Source organism: Rahnella sp. AN3-3W3 (assembly GCF_003263545.1).
Taxonomy (GTDB): Bacteria; Pseudomonadota; Gammaproteobacteria; order Enterobacterales; family Enterobacteriaceae; genus Rahnella; species Rahnella variigena.
Genome location: NZ_JYDG01000097.1, coordinates 12,790 through 30,058, shown reverse-complemented (window position 1 = coordinate 30,058; position 17,269 = coordinate 12,790). Strand labels below are relative to the sequence as shown.

The 17,269-nt window shown below is 53.3% G+C and carries 19 protein-coding genes and 1 tRNA gene; 19 read left to right on the top strand and 1 reads right to left on the bottom strand.

Features of this window, described 5'->3' with window-relative positions:
• The first annotated feature begins 111 nt into the window (after positions 1–111).
• The 18 genes from UC15_RS21530 to UC15_RS21445 all read left to right on the top strand — a co-directional run bounded on the left by UC15_RS21530 (position 112) and on the right by UC15_RS21445 (position 14,898).
• Positions 112–188, top strand: a tRNA-Asp gene (locus tag UC15_RS21530).
• A 442-nt stretch (positions 189–630) separates the two neighbouring features.
• Positions 631–1,359, top strand: coding sequence for a beta-ketoacyl synthase chain length factor (locus UC15_RS21525; RefSeq protein WP_112290824.1), 729 nt, complete (start codon positions 631–633; stop codon positions 1,357–1,359).
• On the top strand, positions 1,356–2,168 hold the full coding sequence (locus UC15_RS21520) for a 1-acyl-sn-glycerol-3-phosphate acyltransferase (RefSeq protein ID WP_112290823.1): 813 nt from the start codon (positions 1,356–1,358) through the stop codon (positions 2,166–2,168). The genes UC15_RS21525 and UC15_RS21520 overlap by 4 nt, the downstream gene beginning before the upstream one ends.
• 3 nt (positions 2,169–2,171) lie before the next feature.
• Positions 2,172–2,429 (top strand): phosphopantetheine-binding protein, encoded by a 258-nt coding sequence (locus UC15_RS21515; RefSeq protein WP_112290822.1) that lies wholly within the window; start codon positions 2,172–2,174, stop codon positions 2,427–2,429.
• A gap of 10 nt (positions 2,430–2,439) precedes the next feature.
• Positions 2,440–2,694 (top strand): acyl carrier protein, encoded by a 255-nt coding sequence (locus UC15_RS21510; RefSeq protein WP_112290820.1) that lies wholly within the window; start codon positions 2,440–2,442, stop codon positions 2,692–2,694.
• 62 nt (positions 2,695–2,756) lie between these two features.
• Positions 2,757–3,287: a hypothetical protein gene (locus UC15_RS21505; RefSeq protein ID WP_369964570.1), complete on the top strand. Its 531-nt coding sequence runs from the start codon at positions 2,757–2,759 to the stop codon at positions 3,285–3,287.
• Positions 3,257–4,636 (top strand): AMP-binding protein, encoded by a 1,380-nt coding sequence (locus UC15_RS21500; protein ID WP_232829962.1) that lies wholly within the window; start codon positions 3,257–3,259, stop codon positions 4,634–4,636. Before UC15_RS21505 ends, UC15_RS21500 begins: the two co-directional genes overlap by 31 nt.
• The gene (locus UC15_RS21495; protein WP_112290817.1) at positions 4,633–4,977 is read left to right on the top strand and encodes a 3-hydroxyacyl-ACP dehydratase FabZ family protein; all 345 of its coding nucleotides are present in this window, start codon (positions 4,633–4,635) and stop codon (positions 4,975–4,977) included. Before UC15_RS21500 ends, UC15_RS21495 begins: the two co-directional genes overlap by 4 nt.
• The gene (locus UC15_RS21490) at positions 4,974–6,689 is read left to right on the top strand and encodes a glycosyltransferase (RefSeq protein ID WP_112290827.1); all 1,716 of its coding nucleotides are present in this window, start codon (positions 4,974–4,976) and stop codon (positions 6,687–6,689) included. The genes UC15_RS21495 and UC15_RS21490 overlap by 4 nt, the downstream gene beginning before the upstream one ends.
• A 1-nt stretch (position 6,690) precedes the next feature.
• Positions 6,691–7,134, top strand: coding sequence for a thioesterase family protein (locus UC15_RS21485; RefSeq protein ID WP_112290815.1), 444 nt, complete (start codon positions 6,691–6,693; stop codon positions 7,132–7,134).
• A complete protein-coding gene (locus tag UC15_RS21480) occupies positions 7,131–7,736 on the top strand; it encodes an outer membrane lipoprotein carrier protein LolA (protein WP_112290814.1) in 606 nt (201 codons plus the stop codon). The genes UC15_RS21485 and UC15_RS21480 overlap by 4 nt, the downstream gene beginning before the upstream one ends.
• Positions 7,726–10,032 (top strand): MMPL family transporter, encoded by a 2,307-nt coding sequence (locus UC15_RS21475; RefSeq protein ID WP_112290812.1) that lies wholly within the window; start codon positions 7,726–7,728, stop codon positions 10,030–10,032. Before UC15_RS21480 ends, UC15_RS21475 begins: the two co-directional genes overlap by 11 nt.
• On the top strand, positions 10,029–10,604 hold the full coding sequence (locus UC15_RS21470) for a DUF3261 domain-containing protein (RefSeq protein ID WP_112290811.1): 576 nt from the start codon (positions 10,029–10,031) through the stop codon (positions 10,602–10,604). The genes UC15_RS21475 and UC15_RS21470 overlap by 4 nt, the downstream gene beginning before the upstream one ends.
• A 1-nt stretch (position 10,605) precedes the next feature.
• Entirely contained in the window at positions 10,606–11,778 is a 1,173-nt protein-coding gene (locus UC15_RS21465; protein ID WP_112290825.1) for a beta-ketoacyl-[acyl-carrier-protein] synthase family protein, read from the top strand.
• Entirely contained in the window at positions 11,775–12,254 is a 480-nt protein-coding gene (locus UC15_RS21460) for a hotdog family protein (RefSeq protein ID WP_112290810.1), read from the top strand. Before UC15_RS21465 ends, UC15_RS21460 begins: the two co-directional genes overlap by 4 nt.
• Positions 12,251–12,982, top strand: coding sequence for a 3-ketoacyl-ACP reductase FabG2 (locus UC15_RS21455; RefSeq protein ID WP_112290809.1), 732 nt, complete (start codon positions 12,251–12,253; stop codon positions 12,980–12,982). The genes UC15_RS21460 and UC15_RS21455 overlap by 4 nt, the downstream gene beginning before the upstream one ends.
• A complete protein-coding gene (locus UC15_RS21450; RefSeq protein WP_112290808.1) occupies positions 12,979–14,208 on the top strand; it encodes a beta-ketoacyl-ACP synthase in 1,230 nt (409 codons plus the stop codon). The genes UC15_RS21455 and UC15_RS21450 overlap by 4 nt, the downstream gene beginning before the upstream one ends.
• A 3-nt stretch (positions 14,209–14,211) precedes the next feature.
• Complete coding sequence (locus UC15_RS21445) at positions 14,212–14,898, top strand: 4'-phosphopantetheinyl transferase superfamily protein (RefSeq protein WP_112290806.1); 687 nt, start codon at positions 14,212–14,214, stop codon at positions 14,896–14,898.
• 37 nt (positions 14,899–14,935) lie between these two features.
• Here UC15_RS21445 and yafC read toward each other — a convergent pair whose 3' ends face one another.
• Positions 14,936–15,832, bottom strand: a complete 897-nt coding sequence (gene yafC, locus UC15_RS21440) for a DNA-binding transcriptional regulator YafC (RefSeq protein ID WP_112290804.1) — start codon at positions 15,830–15,832, stop codon at positions 14,936–14,938.
• 106 nt (positions 15,833–15,938) lie between these two features.
• Here yafC and UC15_RS21435 point away from each other — a divergent pair, with 106 nt between their 5' ends.
• Positions 15,939–17,114, top strand: a complete 1,176-nt coding sequence (locus tag UC15_RS21435; RefSeq protein WP_112290803.1) for an MFS transporter — start codon at positions 15,939–15,941, stop codon at positions 17,112–17,114.
• Positions 17,115–17,269 lie beyond the last annotated feature (155 nt).

Sequence of the window (17,269 nt, the reverse complement as noted above, 5' to 3'; positions counted from 1 at the left end):
GGAACTGCCAGGCATCAAATTAGTAAAGAACGTGTTCCTTTTCCCGTGACAAGGAAAATAACAGGAACAAGCAGGCATCAGCCGATTGCTGATGCGTGTGAAAGAACCGGTGGAGCGGTAGTTCAGTTGGTTAGAATACCTGCCTGTCACGCAGGGGGTCGCGGGTTCGAGCCCCGTCCGTTCCGCCACTTATTGCATAACCCCTGAATCGAAAGATTCAGGGGTTTTTTGCATATGTTTTTTAGAATTCCAGAGCTAAAACGAATTTAACCTTCGTATAATTTTCTTATTCTCAGATAATCTCGCCCGATTTTTATAAAACTGGTTATTACTTCGGTTAAATAGCCTTAATTAACCCGGAATAACTATTTTTACACAATGGTAATTGTTATCAGTTATATTATTTCCTATTCAAGAAGCTCAGAAGTTTAACGTTAATCTCCTGTCTCAATAAGTAGTTCGTTTTAAGTTTGTTTATATTAGGATAAATAAGTGGAGATAAAAAATAACTTGTTGTGGAATCTTAAGTAAAATCTATAGTTCAGAGTTATATGTCCACAAATTACAGATGCAACTTTCAATAAAATATCATAAAGTCATATTTCTAAAAATTCACAAAGATCACTCATCATGAAATTCACACTGGATATGCTTGACTGGCGGGCTCTTGCTCCGGGAGTTAACAGTTGCGAACACTGGATCCAGTGGGCCCATCGGCCTGATGCAGAGAGATTCTCGGGCGAAATCCCTAAAAGCACGCAAATTCCCATGATGACTGCGCGTCGTATGAGTATTGGAAGTCGTTTCGCAGTGGATACAGGTCTTTTATTGCTCGAAAATTATAAAGTCGACGCTGCCATTTTTACCAGTCGTCACGGTGAGCTCGAAAAAACAGGGCGGATTTTGCATAATTTAGCGAATGAAGAGCCTGTTTCGCCGACAGAGTTTTCTATGTCAGTACACAATACCGCGGCGGGTTGGTTAACCATTACCGGTAAAAACCCTTTGCCAGTCACCTCATTAGCAGCGGGACATGATAGTTTTCAACAGGGAATACTTGAAGCACAATCAATGTTATTTGCGGGGGCTTCCCGCGTTATGCTGGTCGATTTCGACGGACAAATTCCTGCGATATATAATGAATCGGTAAATTCTGAGTTTCTTCCTTATGCGGTAGCAATAATATTAACGGCTGGCAATACTTTGCAGTGTGAGCGTGTTTCTATGCCCGGTGAACATCAGATAGTGCCGCTTGCGCAGAGTCTTCAATTCCTGCGCGGTTATCTTTCCTCTTCCCCTTCATTTGAGGTGAATGCAGGTAATCGTCACGGCTGGCAATGGTCACGTGACATGCAATGAGAGAATCTCAATTGAACCAAGGGGTGTCTTCTCTGGCGAACCGTATCTGGAGATGGTTGGCGACCGGATTCTTTTTCGCACTTTTCGGAATTGGCGGACTGTTGCTTTCGCTTATCTGGTTTAATCTGTTGCGGCTAATCATACGCCAGCCAGACAGATTGCACCGCATGACGCTGAACAGTATCCGCAGCAGCTTTCGGTTTTTCCTCGGCGGATTGCGTCTGGTTGGGGTGATGGATTACCGGTTTACAGGGGATGAAAAGTTTCAACAGGATACCGGCTGTCTGATCTTGGCAAATCATCCCAGCTTGCTTGACTATGTCATTCTGGCCTCACAAATGCCGCGCTGTGATTGCATTGTCAAAGAAGCTTTGCTGAAAAACCCGTTTCTGAGTGGCGTGATTAAAGCTGCCGGATATCTGGTTAACTCCGGATCGGATGCGCTGCTGCAGGCTTGTGAAACACGTCTGCAAGCGGGAGGAACGCTGCTGATCTTCCCCGAAGGTACACGTACCGTGTCTGGCGAGCCGTTAACTTTACAGCGTGGTGCGGCAAACATTGCGCTGAGAGCAAATTGTGATGTAAGAATTGTTCATATTACCTGTCAGCCACCTATGCTGACTAAACGGGGAAAGTGGTATCAAATTCCCCCGGTAAAACCTCAGTTTGTTATTACTGTTGCCGATAAGGTAAAAGCTGAAGACTTTCTCTATGAAAGCGATCTTTCGCCGGCTCTGGCTGCAAGACGTCTGACACAACATTTGCGCACTGAGCTGATGCGTGGAAATACTCAAGATAATGAGAAATAAGTCATGGATTCATTAAGTAACGACATTAAAGTCCTGATCATCACGACGCTTAATCTGGAAGGTATGACACCAGATGAGATAGAAACTCAGGCGCCGCTTTTTGGTGACGGTTTGGGGCTGGACTCCATTGACGCTCTTGAACTGGGCCTGGCGTTGAAAAAACAATACGGTGTGATCCTTTCGGCTGAAAATCAGGAAATGCGCGAACATTTCTATTCCGTTGAAAGTCTGGCCAGATTTATATCAGTACAGCGTGGTTAAAGAGATTCCTATGCAGAAGCAAGAAATTTACCAGCAAATTAGCGTCCTATTAATCAAGCTATTTGAAATTGATGAAAGTGATATCAGTCCGCAAGCGAAGCTTTATGAGGATTTGGAATTAGACAGTATTGATGCGGTGGATCTGGTTGTTCATTTGCAAAAGATAACGGGCAGAAAGATTAAACCTGAAATGTTCAAGTCTGTAAGAACAGTTCAGGATGTTGTTGATGCGATTGATGAATTGCTTAACACGCCTGAGTCCTGATATTTGTGAATAAGCCCCGGCATTTATCATTCCCATTGCTGGCAAAAATTGCCCGTTGGGCCATGCCGGTGGCGGTGATTGCTTATCCGATAGCCGTCTGGAGCGGATTAAAAAATTGGGGAACCGGCATTCTGGCACCTTTGCTGATCGCCATATTTATTCTGCGGTTACTGACTTTTCGCGGAAAATTATCCCAGCTTACTTTTTTTGGAAAAGCGATTGCCATCGTGGGGATTGTGCTGGTGGCAACCAGCGTTTTGCTCCGTGAAACATCAATGTTGCTGTATTACCCGGTCGCGGTGAATGCGTTATTGCTGGGAGTATTTTTCAGCTCGCTCTATGCCCGGCAATCTCTGGTTGAGCGACTTGCCCGTTTGAGTGAACCTGAATTACCGCCACGGGGCGTGATGTATACGCGTCGGGTTACGCAAGTCTGGTGTGTTTTCTTTTTATGTAATGGATCAATGGCCTTATATACCTGCCTGAAAGGCGATACGGATTTATGGGCTCTTTATAACGGCGGGATCAGTTATCTGCTGATTGGCTTATTGATGGGTATTGAATGGATAGTCAGAAAGCGTCTGCGTCAGTGATAACCCTGCCGATGTGTAAATGGCTGAGCGCGGAAAGATCTGAGGATCATCTCGTCGCATGGAATGAAAGCCATGAATGGCGGCAACACGAGTTTCGTCGCGATGTGCTATCTCTTCTTGCCGGGCTCCGCAGAACTTCTCATAGCCGTTGGGCGCTATGTCTGGAAGATAACTATTCTTTCGCGGTCGCCCTGCTGGCGGTGATTTACAGCGGAAAAACGCCGGTTCTGCCAGGTCATTTTCGTCCTGCGGTATTAGCTGAACAGCAAAGTGAATTTGATGCGCTGATTACCGATCTCCCTTTGTCACCGGATTGCCCGGTACTGCGTTTCCCGCTTGCGCTGCAAGAGACTTTGACGGTTCTGCCACCATGGCCGCAAGATGCCTCAGTCATCCTGTTTACTTCCGGTTCGACGGGGAAACCACAAAAAATCGTCAAGCCGGTTTCCTGTCTTGATCTTGAAAGTCAGTGGCTCGGCGCGCGCTGGGGAACAGAATTTGCTGGCGCGAGTTTTGCCGCCACCGTTGCCCCTCATCATATGTATGGCCTGAGTTTCGCTTTCATGTTGCCGCTGTCTCTGGGACTGCCGTTTGCGACCACCAGTGTTAAATATCATGAGCAATTACACTCTCTGGCTTCCGTACATTCTCTGGTTTTCATCAGCAGCCCTGCATTTCTGGAAAGACTGGATCCGGCGCTGAATACGCCAAAACTCCGGCACGTTTTTTCAGCTGGCGGACCGCTGAAACATGAGGCTGCACGCTTAGTCGCACAAACTTGCGGCGACGTGCCGACGGAAATCTATGGCACGACAGAAACCGGTGTTATCGCTTTTCGGCAGCAGCATCAGCCAGAACAGTTCTGGACGCTATTTGGCGAAAACGTTTTTTCGCTCAGCCCTGATGGCAATACTTCCCTGATTTCGCCACTGCTTTCGCCTTCGTGCTGCTTCACGCTTAGCGATGAGATTCGAATGTTGCCTGCCGACCCGTGTCATTTTGAGTTGCTGGGTCGCAAAGACCGGATCGTTAAAATAGCCGAGCAACGGGTGTCCCTGACTGAAATAGAACAACGTTTGTGCCAGCTGGATCTTCTTTCAGAGGCCAGCGTGCTGACTGTTGAAAAGCGCGGGCGGGTTTATGTGGCTGCCGTGCTGGTGTTAAGCCGCAGCGGAGAACAGTTACTGGATGCGCAAGGTCAGGTAGCGCTGCTGGACAATCTTCGTCAGAGCCTGCGCAGCTGGACATCGCCCGTTGCGCTGCCACGATACTGGCGCATTGTTCCGGCGATCCCCCTTAACCAGCAAGGCAAGCGCTCGGCTGCTGAACTACAGGAGATGTTTTTGTGAATATGCCTGACGTGCTGAACCAGCAACTCACCAGCGAAACCGGCCTGCTTCTTACGTTCAGGTTGCCTGCACAATTACTCTGGTTCAGGGGCCATTTCCCGTCGTCGCCAATCCTTCCTGGTGTGACACAGGTGAACTGGGTCATGAACTACGCAGAAACGATTTTGGGAATGAATAAAGCGTTTGCTGGTATGGAAGTGGTGAAGTTCCAGCGGCCGCTTTTACCTGAAGAAACCGTAGATTTGCATATCGACTGGCTGAGAGAAAAAAACCGGCTGGTATTCCGGTACAGCGTAGGTGATGCCGTCGCCAGCAGTGGGAAAATCACATTATGTCCATGATGCAGCCAGCCCCATTTTCTCCCTGCCTGATTATTCCTTGCTACAACCACGGGCCGATGATGGCCGGTGTTTTGGAAAGCCTCCGGCCGTTCGATCTGCCCTGTATCGTGGTAGACGATGGCAGCGACGCGCAAACGGCAGACGAGCTACAACGTCTGGCTTGCATCACACCATGGATGAGTCTGACGCGCTTACCGGCAAATCAGGGAAAGGGTGGTGCCGTGATGGCGGCGCTGCGGCTGGCTGCTGAAAAAGGCTTCACTCATGCACTGCAGGTTGACGCCGACGGTCAGCATCAGCTTTCTGACGTCCCCGCAATGCTGGCGGAAGCCAGAAGCTACCCGGATTGTCTGATCTCCGGTCAGCCGGTTTACGATGACAGCGTGCCGAAATCGCGTCTTTATGGCCGCTATATCACGCATTTCTGGGTATGGATCGAAACCCTGTCATTCTCAGTAAAAGACAGCATGTGCGGCTTCCGCGTTTATCCTCTCAGGCCTTGCCTGCAACTGATGGAGAAAAAGACGCTGGGTTTGCGGATGGATTTTGATACGGAAATCATGGTGCGTCTTTACTGGCAGGGCACGCGCAGTCGTTTCCTGCCCACGCGGGTGACTTACCCCGAAGACGGCCTCTCGCATTTTGATGCCGTGAAGGACAACCTGCAAATTTCCTGGATGCACACCCGGCTGTTTTTGGGCATGTTGCCGCGCATTCCTTATTTGCTGCGCCAGCGTAAAGACCGGCCGGAACACTGGTCAGTGACTCAGGAACGTAAAGGATTGTGGGGTATTCGCCTGATGCTGGCGGTTTACCGGACGCTGGGTTACAAAGCTTTTCGTCTGCTACTTTATCCGGTCATCACTTATTTTTGGCTCACTGGCCGCAAACAGCGCAATGCGTCTGCGGACTGGCTTGAACGTGTCCGCACTATAGCCGCACAGCGCAACATTTCCCTGCCTTATCCGCTGAGTACGTTCCGCCATTTCATGCGCTTTGGTGAATCTATGCTGAGTAAACTGGCGAGCTGGCAGGGCGATAAAACCCTGACAGACGTGGTGCTGGTCAATCCCGAAATTTGTGAATCACATATTGCCTCCGGCCGTGGCAGGCTGATCCTCGCTTCACATCTGGGCGACATCGAATCCTGCCGGGCGATTGGTGCGCTCAATCACCGGATCACCGTCAATGCGCTGGTGTTTACCGAACACGCCGAACGGTTCAATCAGGTGATGAAAGAAATTAATCCGCAGGCGGTGGTTAACCTGATTCAGGTCAGCCAGATGGGGCCGGAAACGGCTATTTTATTGCAGGAAAAACTGGATGCCGGTGAATGGGTAGCGATTGTCGGTGACCGCACGTCTGCCAGCCAGCATCAGCGCGGGGAGCATTCCCGCATCATTTACAGCGAGTTTCTGGGCCAGCCCGCGGCCTTCCCGCAAGGGCCTTTTATTCTGGCTGCGGCGCTGCGTGCGCCGGTCATGCTGATGTTTGGCATCATGCAGCAACAGCGGCTGCATATTTACTGCGAATCTTTTGCGGATCCCCTGATCCTTCCGCGCGGCAAGCGTCTGCCTGCGCTGCAGGCCGCTGTCGATCACTATGCCGCACGGCTGGAACATTACAGCCTGCTTGCGCCGCATGACTGGTTCAATTTTTACGATTTCTGGCAGCATCCCGCGGATGTTGCCCCTGACAGGAAACCTGACTGATATGACTTCCAAACTTGATCCGCGTTTTAACGATCCGCGATTTTCCACCCGTGTCGAAATCACTGTGCCTTTTCATGATGCAGATGCGATGGGCGTGGTCTGGCACGGCAACTATTTCCGTTATCTGGAAGTCGCGCGCGAGCAGTTACTCAAACAGTTTGATTACGGTTACCGTCAGATGGAGGCTTCCGGTTATGTCTGGCCGATCGTGGATACCCGCCTGAAATACATCGCACCGGTGCTCTTTGAGCAGCGTATTGCGGTTCATGCTCAGCTTGAGGAAATTGAAAATCGTCTGCGTATCGGCTATCAGATTTATGACATCGAAACCGGTAAACGCACGACGACGGGTTACACATTGCAGGTCGCGGTAGATGCCACCACGAAAGAAATGTGCTTCGTCTCGCCGCAGGTGCTTTTCGATAAAACAGGAGTCAGTCTGTGAAAGCTTTTCTGTTCCTCGTACTGACCTTCTTAAGCGTAACCACGCACGCCGTCACGCTGGAAGAATTACAGCAACGCTTCAGTCAGGTGCCGGTATTGCGTGCTGATTTTGCGCAGCAAAGAACCATCAGCGGGATGGCACAACCGCTCAATTCCAGCGGCAATCTGCTGATTGCTCAGCAGCAGGGGTTGTGGTGGCAGCAGGAAAAACCGTTCAGCCTGACGTTATTGCTGACAGAAAAACGCATGGTACAAATCATGGCGGGGCAGGAACCGCAGGTAGTGACGGCAGATAATAACCCGCAGATGTTCCAGTTCAACTCCTTGCTCAGCGCGCTGTTCCACGCAGACCGCAAGGTGCTGGAAGAAAACTTTGCTCTCGATTTTAAAGATTTGGGCAAAGGCGCCTGGAAACTCGTCCTGACGCCGAAAGTGTCACCGCTGAACCGACTGTTCCGCAGCATCACGCTTAATGGCGAAACCTTCCTGAACAATATTGATATCAATGATATGCAGGGCGATGCCACACACATTCGTTTCTTCAATCAAAAAACGACGCCTGCCACGCTGACCGACGCCGAGAAACGCCATTTTGCATCCTGATCTTCACAGAAAACTGGCGCAAAGCTGGCTGCTGATTATCGCGTTGATGGTGGCGGCACTGTTCTGGTTGCTGCCGCGCAGTCAGATTAACAGCAGCGTGCTGGCGCTTTTGCCTCAGCAGCAGACGGCGGATGTTCCGCAGGCATTTTCTGACGGATTCACGCAGCGGCTGGACAGGCAACTGATGTGGCTGGTCAGTCCGCCGCCGGGTGCCGGGGTTCAGCCCGCCAATGACTGGCTTACGCAACTGCAAACGTTGCCGGAGCTGAATCGCATCGCAGGGCCGATGGATGCGCAGCGTCAGCAGGAGTGGGGCGCTTTCTTCTTCAAACATCGCAATGCGTTGCTTGATGACGCGACGCGCCAGCGCCTGAAATCGGGCGCTGAGGCACAAAGTCAGTGGATCCTCGGTCAGGTCTATTCGGCATTTTCAGGCGTCAGTGGCAAAGAACTGGCAAACGATCCGCTGCTGCTGCTGCGGGCTTCGCAAATGGCGCAACAGCAAAACAGCGCTGGTATGACGCTGGATCAGGGCTGGCTGATGGCCCGCGATAAACAGGGGCGCAGCTGGTATCTGCTGCACGGCGAGCTGAAAGCCTCTTCGTATGACATCACCTCGGCAAAACACACTGTGGCGGTGCTCAGTGCGGCGAAAGATGCGTTTGAAGCACGCTGGCCGGGCGCGCAAGTCCTCGGGCGCGGCACGATTTTCTACAGTAATTATGCCAGTCAGCAGGCTGAGCACGATCTCTCCACGATTGGCGCGGCATCAGTGCTGGGCGTGTTTGCGCTGATCTTACTGATGTTCCGCTCTGTCCTGCCGTTGTTGCTCAGCCTGCTATCTGTCGCTATCGGCGCGCTGTCTGGCACCGTTTTGACCTTATGGATATTTGGCGAAATTCACGTGATGACGCTGGTGCTGAGTACCAGCATTGTCGGCATTTCCGCCGACTATACGTTGTACTTCCTGACGGAACGGCGTGTACACGGTGAGGTGAATTCCCCGCTGGAAAGTCTGAAAAAGCTCTTCCCCGCCTTATCTGTGGCGCTGCTGACCACGGTGGCCGCCTATCTGATGTTGCTGATTGCGCCGTTCCCCGGCCTGCAACAGCTGGCTGTTTTTGCCGCCGCCGGGCTGAGTGCCGCCTGTATCACCGTAATGTGCTGGTATCCGTATTTATCGAAGCGTTTGCCGGTCGGGCCAGCCCCGGGACTGGCGATCATCATGCGCTGGTTGCTGGCGTGGCGCAGCCGCAAAGCCGTTAGGTTCGGATTACCCTTGCTGATTTTAGTGCTGGTGGTGGCCGGAATATCGCGGCTGAAAATCAATGATGACATCGCCGATCTGCAATCTCTTCCTGCGGATTTACAGCAGCAGGAACAGCAGATCGCCGCGCTGACCGGACAGACAAACGATCAGAAATGGCTGCTGGTGTATGGCGACAGCGCAGAACAGACACTGCAACGTCTGGAGGCTTTGCGGCCAACGCTGGCGCAGGCCAAAGAGAAGGGCGTAATTGACGGATTCCGTGCGCTCAGCCTGCCTTCACAAGCACAACAGCAGCGCGATTTATCCCTGCTCCGCCAGCGCACCCCGAAAATTATTGCGCAGTTGCAGCAGGCGGGCGTGACGGTGGCGAACCCTGATCTCAGTGCGCAAACGGTTGATGTGCCGCAATGGCTTAACAGTGTGGTAAGCGAGGGCTGGCGTTTGCTGTGGCTGACGCTGCCGGACGGGCGCAGCGCCACGTTAATTCCGGTGAGCGGCGTGCATGACAGCGCAGCGATGGCGGCGCTGGCGGCTTCCACACCTGGAGCGGGCTGGATCGACCGCAAAACAGAATTCAGCAGCCTTTTCTCACAATACCGCGTTTATCTGACGTATCTGCTGGCGCTGGCTGTGGCGGTCATTGCGGCTATTTATCTCTGGCGTTTTCGTCTGCCGCACGGGCTGATTTGCCTGGTGCCGACGCTGCTTTCGCTCGGAATGGGCGTCGCGGCGCTGGGTTTCAGCGGTCACAATCTCAATCTTTTCTCCCTGCTTGCGCTGATCCTGGTGCTGGGGATTGGCATCAATTACACCCTGTTTTTCACCAATCCGCGCGGCACGCCCACCACATCAATGTTTGCCATTTTCATGGCCGTGGTAACGACATTACTGACGTTTGGCATGCTGGTGTTCAGCTCGACACAGGCGATCAGTAGTTTCGGAATCGTACTGAGCGCCGGTATATTAACGGCTTTCCTGCTGTCGCCACTGACCTTGCCAGCAAAAAAACGAGGACGTAAAAAATGACCCGATTGATGTGGCCGGTGCTGGCGCTTCTGATCTTAATGCTGGGCGGTTGTGCGATAAATTCCCCTTCCGGTACTGAGCCTCAGGCGTGGCTAAAACGCGGCGTGCAGGTGAAACTTCCCGCCCCCTTATTAGATAAGCCGGTCAGTCAGCAACAGTTACTGACGGCTACCGTCAACGGCAAACAACAGTCATTGCTGGTGCTGCTCAATGCGGATGGCAAATCGCTGCAACTGGCCGGATTGTCTCCGCTTGGGATCCGCCTGTTCAAAGTGGTCTACGATCAAACAGGCATCCACACCGGGCAGGCGATAAAAATTGAGGGTTTACCTCCCGCTAATCAGGTTCTGGCCGATATTATGTTGAGCTACTGGCCGGTACAGAGCTGGCAACCGTTGCTGCCAGCGGGCTGGACGTTCGATGAGCAGCCTTTGCGCCGGACATTACTGGATAACGAAGGCCATGCCATCACCCGTATTGATTACGTGACGCAGGGCGGCACGCGTCAGCCTGTTTCGATTACTCAGATGGCGTTTCACTACCAGATAACTATCCAGAATGTCGGTGAATAACATGATCTACTTTTCGGCCGTGGGTATGGTTAACGCGCTGGGAAATAACAATGCGCAAATCGCTGCCAGCCTGATGGCGGGCGTAGCGCCGGGTATGACCGTGCAGGAAGGCTGGCTGACGGAAGACCGGCCTGTCTGGCTGGGCAGTGTGACGGGTGACTTGCCTGCCATCCCGGCAGATCTCTCTGCGCACCGCAGCCGCAATAATCAGCTGTTACTGGCCGCGCTGGCGCAAATTGAAGCGCCGGTAAACGACGCGATCGCCCGTTATGGCAAAGATCGCGTGGCAATCGTAATGGGCACCAGCACATCAGGCATTGCTGAAGGTGAAGACGCGGTACGCTATCTTCAGCAGCATGGTGAATTCCCTGCGGGTTATGACTATCAGCAACAGGAGTTAGGTGATCCTTCAGAGTTTATGGCGCAACTGCTGGATCTGAGTGGCCCTGCCTATACCTTATCGACGGCCTGTTCTTCCAGTGCGAAAGCGATTATCAGCGGAAAACGCCTGATTGAATCCGGTCTGGCTGATGCCGCGCTGGTCGGCGGAGCTGACAGTTTATGCCGGATGCCGGTAAACGGCTTTAACAGTCTGGAATCTTATTCCCTCGGTCATTGCACGCCATTTGGGCAAAACCGCGATGGGATCAATATCGGTGAGGCATCAGCCCTGATTTTGCTGACACGTGAACCGGCAGATATTGCGCTGCTTGGTGCCGGTGAATCATCAGATGCCTGGCATATGTCTGCGCCGCATCCTGAAGGGCTGGGCGCCGAACGCGCCATTACTATGGCGTTAGAACAGGCCGGTCTGCGTCCCGGGGATGTGGGATACATCAATGCACATGGCACTGCCACGCCGCTTAACGATCAGGTGGAAGCCGCGGTGATCCACCGGCTGTTTGGCAACCGGACGCCGTGCAGTTCTACCAAACACCTCACCGGTCATACGCTGGGTGCGGCGGGCGCAACGGAAGCAGCGCTGAGCTGGCTTATCCTCACGCAACATCTTACGTTGCCGCGACAGGATTTCAGCATAACGCCGCGGGATAACAGCCTGCCGGATATCCGTCTGGTGGAGACGACAGAAATGGCGGAGAAACCGGTCATTTTATCCAACTCCTTTGCTTTTGGCGGCAATAACGCCAGCCTGGTGATCGGAAGACCGTCATGAATGCCTTAAACGCAGCGGATTATTTACCGCATGAATCGCCGATGGTGTTGCTGGAAAACATCATCGACGTGACAGAAGAAACGGCGTTGTGCAGCGTCGTGGTTTCAGAAAACGGCGTGCTGGCACCGTTTCTCAATACCCGTGGTGCGTTGCCCGCGTGGTACGCCATTGAGCTCATCGCGCAAACTATTGGCGTATGGAGTGGCTGGCACGGCGCGCAGAGCGGGTTATCGCCGCAGGTGGGCATGTTGCTGGGCGGCAGGGCGATAAAATGCAGCGTGCCGGAATTTGCAGCAGGCAGTGAATTACGGATAAGCGTGGCGATGGTATTGCGCGACGAAAAACTCGCCAGCTTTGAAGGCGTTATCTGCATCAAACGAGAGCAAGACAACCTTCAGGTTGCACAGGGAAGGCTGAATACGTACCAGCCAGACAAGGATGAATTGATTAAATTGACACAGGGGAAACTGGAATGACGCGTTCGGTATTAGTGACCGGTGCCAGCAAGGGGATCGGCAAAGCCATTGCCTGTCGGCTGGCAGGCGATGGCTTTTTGATAGTCATTCACTACCACAGCGATAAAGCGGGTGCAGAAAACACCCTGCAACAGATAACTGAAAATGGCGGTAGCGGTCGCATTGTGCAGTTCGACATCAGCAACCGCCAGCAGTGCCGCGACGTGATCGAAGCGGACATAGAAGCGCATGGTGCGTATTACGGTGTAATTAATAACGCCGGCATCACCCGCGACGGCGCGTTTCCTGCGCTGACTGACGAAGACTGGGACGGCGTAGTCCACACCAATCTCGACAGCTTCTACAATGTTTTACACCCTTGCGTAATGCCGATGATCGGCCTGCGTCAGGGCGGGCGCATTATCGCACTTTCCTCGGTTTCCGGTATCACGGGCAACCGCGGTCAGGTCAATTACAGTGCGGCCAAAGCCGGGATTATCGGAGCCTGCAAAGCGCTGTCGCTGGAGCTGGCGAAACGCAAAATCACCGTCAACTGTATTGCGCCGGGGCTGATCGACACCGGTATGCTCGACATGGAACAGCCGGCGCTGGATGCTGCCATGAGCATGATCCCACTTAAACGTATGGGACGTGCCGAAGAAGTCGCCGGATTGGCGAGCTATCTGATGTCGGATATCGCGGGCTATGTGACACGCCAAGTAATCTCCATCAACGGAGGCATGGTATGAGTCATCGTGTAGTGATCACCGGTATGAAAGGGGTTACGGCATTCGGCAACCACTGGGACGAGGTTTCTGCCCGTCTGCAGCAGGGTAAAAATGCCGTTCGTCATATGGATGAATGGTTGATTTACCAGGGGCTGAACACTCATCTGGGCGCACCGGTGGATGATTTTGTGTTGCCTGCGCACTACACCCGCAAACGTATCCGCTCGATGGGGCGCGTCTCGTTACTTTCAACGCGTGCAGTGGAACTGGCGCTGGAACAGGCCGGTTTGCTGGAGGACCCGGTTCTGACCGATGGCGAGACCGGCATTGCGTTCGGTTCATCGACCGGCAGCACCGGTCCGGTGAGTGAATTCGCCACCATGCTGACGGAGAAGCACACCAATAACATCACCGGCACGACGTATGTGCAGATGATGCCGCACACCACGGCCGTGAATGCAGGATTATTCTTCGGGCTGAAAGGGCGTGTTATCCCGACGTCCAGCGCCTGTACCTCCGGCAGTCAGGCCATCGGTTATGCCTATGAAGCGATCAAACACGGTTACCAGACTGTGATGGTGGCGGGCGGTGCGGAAGAGCTCTGTCCGTCTGAAGCGGCTGTTTTTGACACGCTGTTCGCCACCAGCCAGCAGAATGATCACCCTGAACTTTCGCCGCGTCCGTTTGACACACAGCGTGACGGTCTGGTCATTGGCGAAGGAGCCGGGGCGCTTATTCTTGAGTCGCTCGAACATGCACAGGCGCGGGGCGCGAAAATTTATGCTGAAATCGTCGGATTCGCCACCAACTGCGACGCGGCGCATATTACCCAGCCGCAGCAATCCACCATGCAGATTTGTATCGAAAAAGCGCTGAAAAATGCCGGTATTCCTGCTTCTGAAATTGGCTATATCAGTGCGCATGGCACGGCAACAGATCGCGGCGATATCGCGGAAAGTCACGCAACTGCCGCCATATTTGGTGATCAGACGCCTATTTCATCGCTGAAAAGTTACTTCGGCCATACGCTCGGAGCCTGTGGTGCGCTGGAAGCGTGGATGTCGCTGGAAATGATGCGTGAAGACCGGTTTGTGCCGACCATCAACCTGACGCAGCCGGATCCGCTTTGCGGCGAACTGGACTACATCATGGGGGAATCTCGCCATATTCAGACTGAATTTATTCAGTCGAATAACTTTGCATTCGGTGGGATCAACACCTCTTTAGTTTTCCGTCGCTGGCCGTAAACAATGAACTCTGCGCGTCTCATCACTGCATCGCTGGATGACCCTTTTTCGTTGTCCCGCTTGTCCGCAGACATGATGGACAAAAGTGCCGCAATGAACCCCGCCCGCCGCCAGCAATGGCGTGCGGGCAGGGTGCTGCTGGCCGAAGCATTGTCCGTTTTCTGCGGTTGTGAGACCTTGCCGGAACTGCAGTTTTCCGCGCACGGAAAACCCTTTTTTGCCGATGTATCCCTGCCGCATTTTTCTCTCAGCCACAGCAAAAATCATCTGCAACTGCTGCTATGTCAGGCGGGTGAAGCCGGAGGCGATGTGGAGCAAATGCGTCCGCGGCGTCGTTATCATGACGTCGCCCGCGAAGCATTCAGTGACACTGAATTTCTGTGGCTGATGGAACAAGCGGAACCGCAAATGGCGTTCTGGCAACTGTGGTGTCTGCGTGAAGCGTGGCTGAAACAGCAGGGCGGTAGCGTGTGGCAGATGGACCGGATCCGCCTCGTTCCGGCCTTCAGGTCTTTTACGTCTGAACCCGCCACGGACACGCAGTTATGGTATTTAGCCGATGGTTCTGAGATGCGTGCGCTGGCGCTGCCTGCGGGTGTTTCAGAACTTGAAGAATATGCTTTTAACGCGGCTTCCGGTGATTTTGTCCCACTGGCTTGCCGGCCATGGTCGCAATTTTCCTCCCGCTGATTATTGCGTTCAAATCAAAAGTCTTCAGGGGAGATATTCAGCTCCCGCGTGTTCCCAGCTTTTCACTCAGAAAATCAATAAAACACCGGATCCTTGTGCTGACCGTCTGATCGCTGTAATACACCGCGTGGAAAGGCATGGCGATACGCAGGGTGTCCGGTACCAGCAGTTTCACCAGATCTCCCCGTGCAACATCCTCATCGGTCATAAAGTCCGACAGACAGGCAATGCCGTTGCCCTGTAAACACAATCTGCGCAGTGTCTCACCGCTTCCTGAGCTGATAAACGGTGTGACCGTCAGTTGCTGGCCGTCCGCGCACAGCAGTGGCCATTTGTTCAGCGCCACCACTTCGTTAAAACCCAGACATCGGTGTTTTAGCAGATCATCAGCGCTTTGTGGCGTTCCCCATTTTTTCAGGTAATCCGGCGACGCCAGCACGCTGCGATAGCTGAGCATCAGCTTGCGCGCCCGCAGGCTGGAATCTTCCAGCTCACCGACGCGGATCGCCACATCCACTTTATGGTCGATCAGATTGATATTGCTCTCGGAAGAAAAAAGCGCGAGCGACATCTTGGGGAATCGTTCGGTGAATTCTGCCACCAGCGGTGAAATGATATGCAAAATAACCGGCGTCGCTGCATCGATGCGTAAAATCCCCTGCGGATCGTCGCGGTTCTCCAGCAGATCGTCTTCTGCTGCCGCCATTTCATGGAGGATCTTCTGTACGCGGACGAAATAGCGCTCGCCTTCGTGCGTCAGGCTGATCTGGCGCGTGGTGCGGTTGAGCAGGGTGATGCCCAGTTTTTGTTCCAGACGTTTCAACGTCCGGCTGACCACGGAATTATCCTGCCCCAGCTGTTCTGCCGCGCGGCTGAAACTGCCGCTTTCCACCACCGTGACAAAGGTAATCAACTCTTCAGAACTGGCTCGCATTGTTGTTACTCCAGCATAAATAAATTGATATTTTGGTTATTTCTGTCATTTAAGCACAAGCCGATAATAGCCGCCATCAAATCGATATTCATGTGGAGTAAAGGTTATGCCGCTTGCACTATTAGCACTGACCATCAGTGCGTTCGCTATAGGAACAACAGAGTTTGTTATCGTCGGCCTGGTGCCGACCATCGCACAGCAACTGGGCGTTTCAGTCCCGTCCGCCGGTTTGCTGGTGTCCATTTACGCGCTCGGCGTGGCGATTGGCGCACCGGTTCTGACCGCACTGACGGGCCGCGTACCGCGCAAAACGTTGCTGATTGGCCTGATGGTGCTGTTCACGCTGGGTAACCTGCTGGCGTGGCAGTCACCGAATTACAGCACGCTGGTGATGGCGCGTCTGCTGACCGGCCTGGCGCATGGTGTGTTCTTCTCTATTGGCTCGACCATTGCCACCAGTCTGGTGTCGAAAGAAAAAGCGGCCTCTGCCATCGCGCTGATGTTTGGTGGTCTGACCGTGGCGCTGGTGACGGGGGTGCCGCTCGGGACATTTATCGGTCAGCATTTCGGCTGGCGTGAAACTTTCCTCGCGGTGTCGCTGATTGGTGTCGTTGCCATTATCGCCAGCGCGATCCTGATACCGAATAACATCAAAAACAAACCGGCAGCGCGTATTGCCGATCAGGTCAAAGTGCTCATGAACCCGCGTCTGTTACTGATTTACGCCATCACCGCGCTGGGTTACGGCGGCGTATTCACTACGTTCACGTTTCTTGCGCCGATGATGCAGGAACAGGCCGGTTTCTCCGCCAGTATGGTCAGCTGGATCCTGCTGGCGTATGGCGTGTCGGTTGCCATCGGCAATATCTGGGGCGGCAAACTGGCTGACCGCCACGGAGCCGTTAAAGCGCTGACGATTATTTTTGCCGCACTTGCCGCGCTGTTGCTGATTTTCCAGTTCACTTCAGGTTTCGGTATTCCGGCGTTGATCACGCTGCTGGTGATGGGTATTTTCGCCTTCGGCAACGTACCGGGATTGCAGGTTTACGTGGTGCAGAAAGCCGAAGAGGTAACACCGAATGCGGTCGATGTGGCGTCTGGTCTGAACATCGCAGCATTTAACGTCGGTATCGCTTTAGGTTCGGTGATTGGCGGGCAGGTGGTTTCCACAATTGGTCTGGCGCAAACGCCGTGGATTGGCGCGGTGATCGTCGCGGGCGCGCTGTTACTTATCCGTCTGAGCGGGCATCTCGACCGCAAGCCGAAAGCGGCGCTGGCCTGATTTATCCTGCATTCTGTGTCTTCACGGCTCGCTTCGGCGGGCCGTTTTAGTTTTTGTGCTAGCCTGTAGATGTGACAAGGTTGTATACCAATGTAAACAGATTTGGCCTGAGCGCCTGCGGGCGTATACTGAACTTTCGCTGTGGGAATCTCTCT

Coding starts and splice junctions, on each gene's coding strand:
- UC15_RS21450 (WP_112290808.1), top strand. CDS start 12,979: ATGAGTCATCGTGTAGTGATCACCGGTATGAAAGGGGTTACGGCATTC.
- UC15_RS21435 (WP_112290803.1), top strand. CDS start 15,939: ATGCCGCTTGCACTATTAGCACTGACCATCAGTGCGTTCGCTATAGGA.
- UC15_RS21490 (WP_112290827.1), top strand. CDS start 4,974: ATGATGCAGCCAGCCCCATTTTCTCCCTGCCTGATTATTCCTTGCTAC.
- yafC (WP_112290804.1), bottom strand. CDS start 15,832: ATGCGAGCCAGTTCTGAAGAGTTGATTACCTTTGTCACGGTGGTGGAA.
- UC15_RS21505 (WP_369964570.1), top strand. CDS start 2,757: ATGCCGGTGGCGGTGATTGCTTATCCGATAGCCGTCTGGAGCGGATTA.
- UC15_RS21515 (WP_112290822.1), top strand. CDS start 2,172: ATGGATTCATTAAGTAACGACATTAAAGTCCTGATCATCACGACGCTT.
- UC15_RS21455 (WP_112290809.1), top strand. CDS start 12,251: ATGACGCGTTCGGTATTAGTGACCGGTGCCAGCAAGGGGATCGGCAAA.
- UC15_RS21520 (WP_112290823.1), top strand. CDS start 1,356: ATGAGAGAATCTCAATTGAACCAAGGGGTGTCTTCTCTGGCGAACCGT.
- UC15_RS21510 (WP_112290820.1), top strand. CDS start 2,440: ATGCAGAAGCAAGAAATTTACCAGCAAATTAGCGTCCTATTAATCAAG.
- UC15_RS21460 (WP_112290810.1), top strand. CDS start 11,775: ATGAATGCCTTAAACGCAGCGGATTATTTACCGCATGAATCGCCGATG.
- UC15_RS21500 (WP_232829962.1), top strand. CDS start 3,257: ATGGATAGTCAGAAAGCGTCTGCGTCAGTGATAACCCTGCCGATGTGT.
- UC15_RS21485 (WP_112290815.1), top strand. CDS start 6,691: ATGACTTCCAAACTTGATCCGCGTTTTAACGATCCGCGATTTTCCACC.
- UC15_RS21465 (WP_112290825.1), top strand. CDS start 10,606: ATGATCTACTTTTCGGCCGTGGGTATGGTTAACGCGCTGGGAAATAAC.
- UC15_RS21470 (WP_112290811.1), top strand. CDS start 10,029: ATGACCCGATTGATGTGGCCGGTGCTGGCGCTTCTGATCTTAATGCTG.
- UC15_RS21525 (WP_112290824.1), top strand. CDS start 631: ATGAAATTCACACTGGATATGCTTGACTGGCGGGCTCTTGCTCCGGGA.
- UC15_RS21445 (WP_112290806.1), top strand. CDS start 14,212: ATGAACTCTGCGCGTCTCATCACTGCATCGCTGGATGACCCTTTTTCG.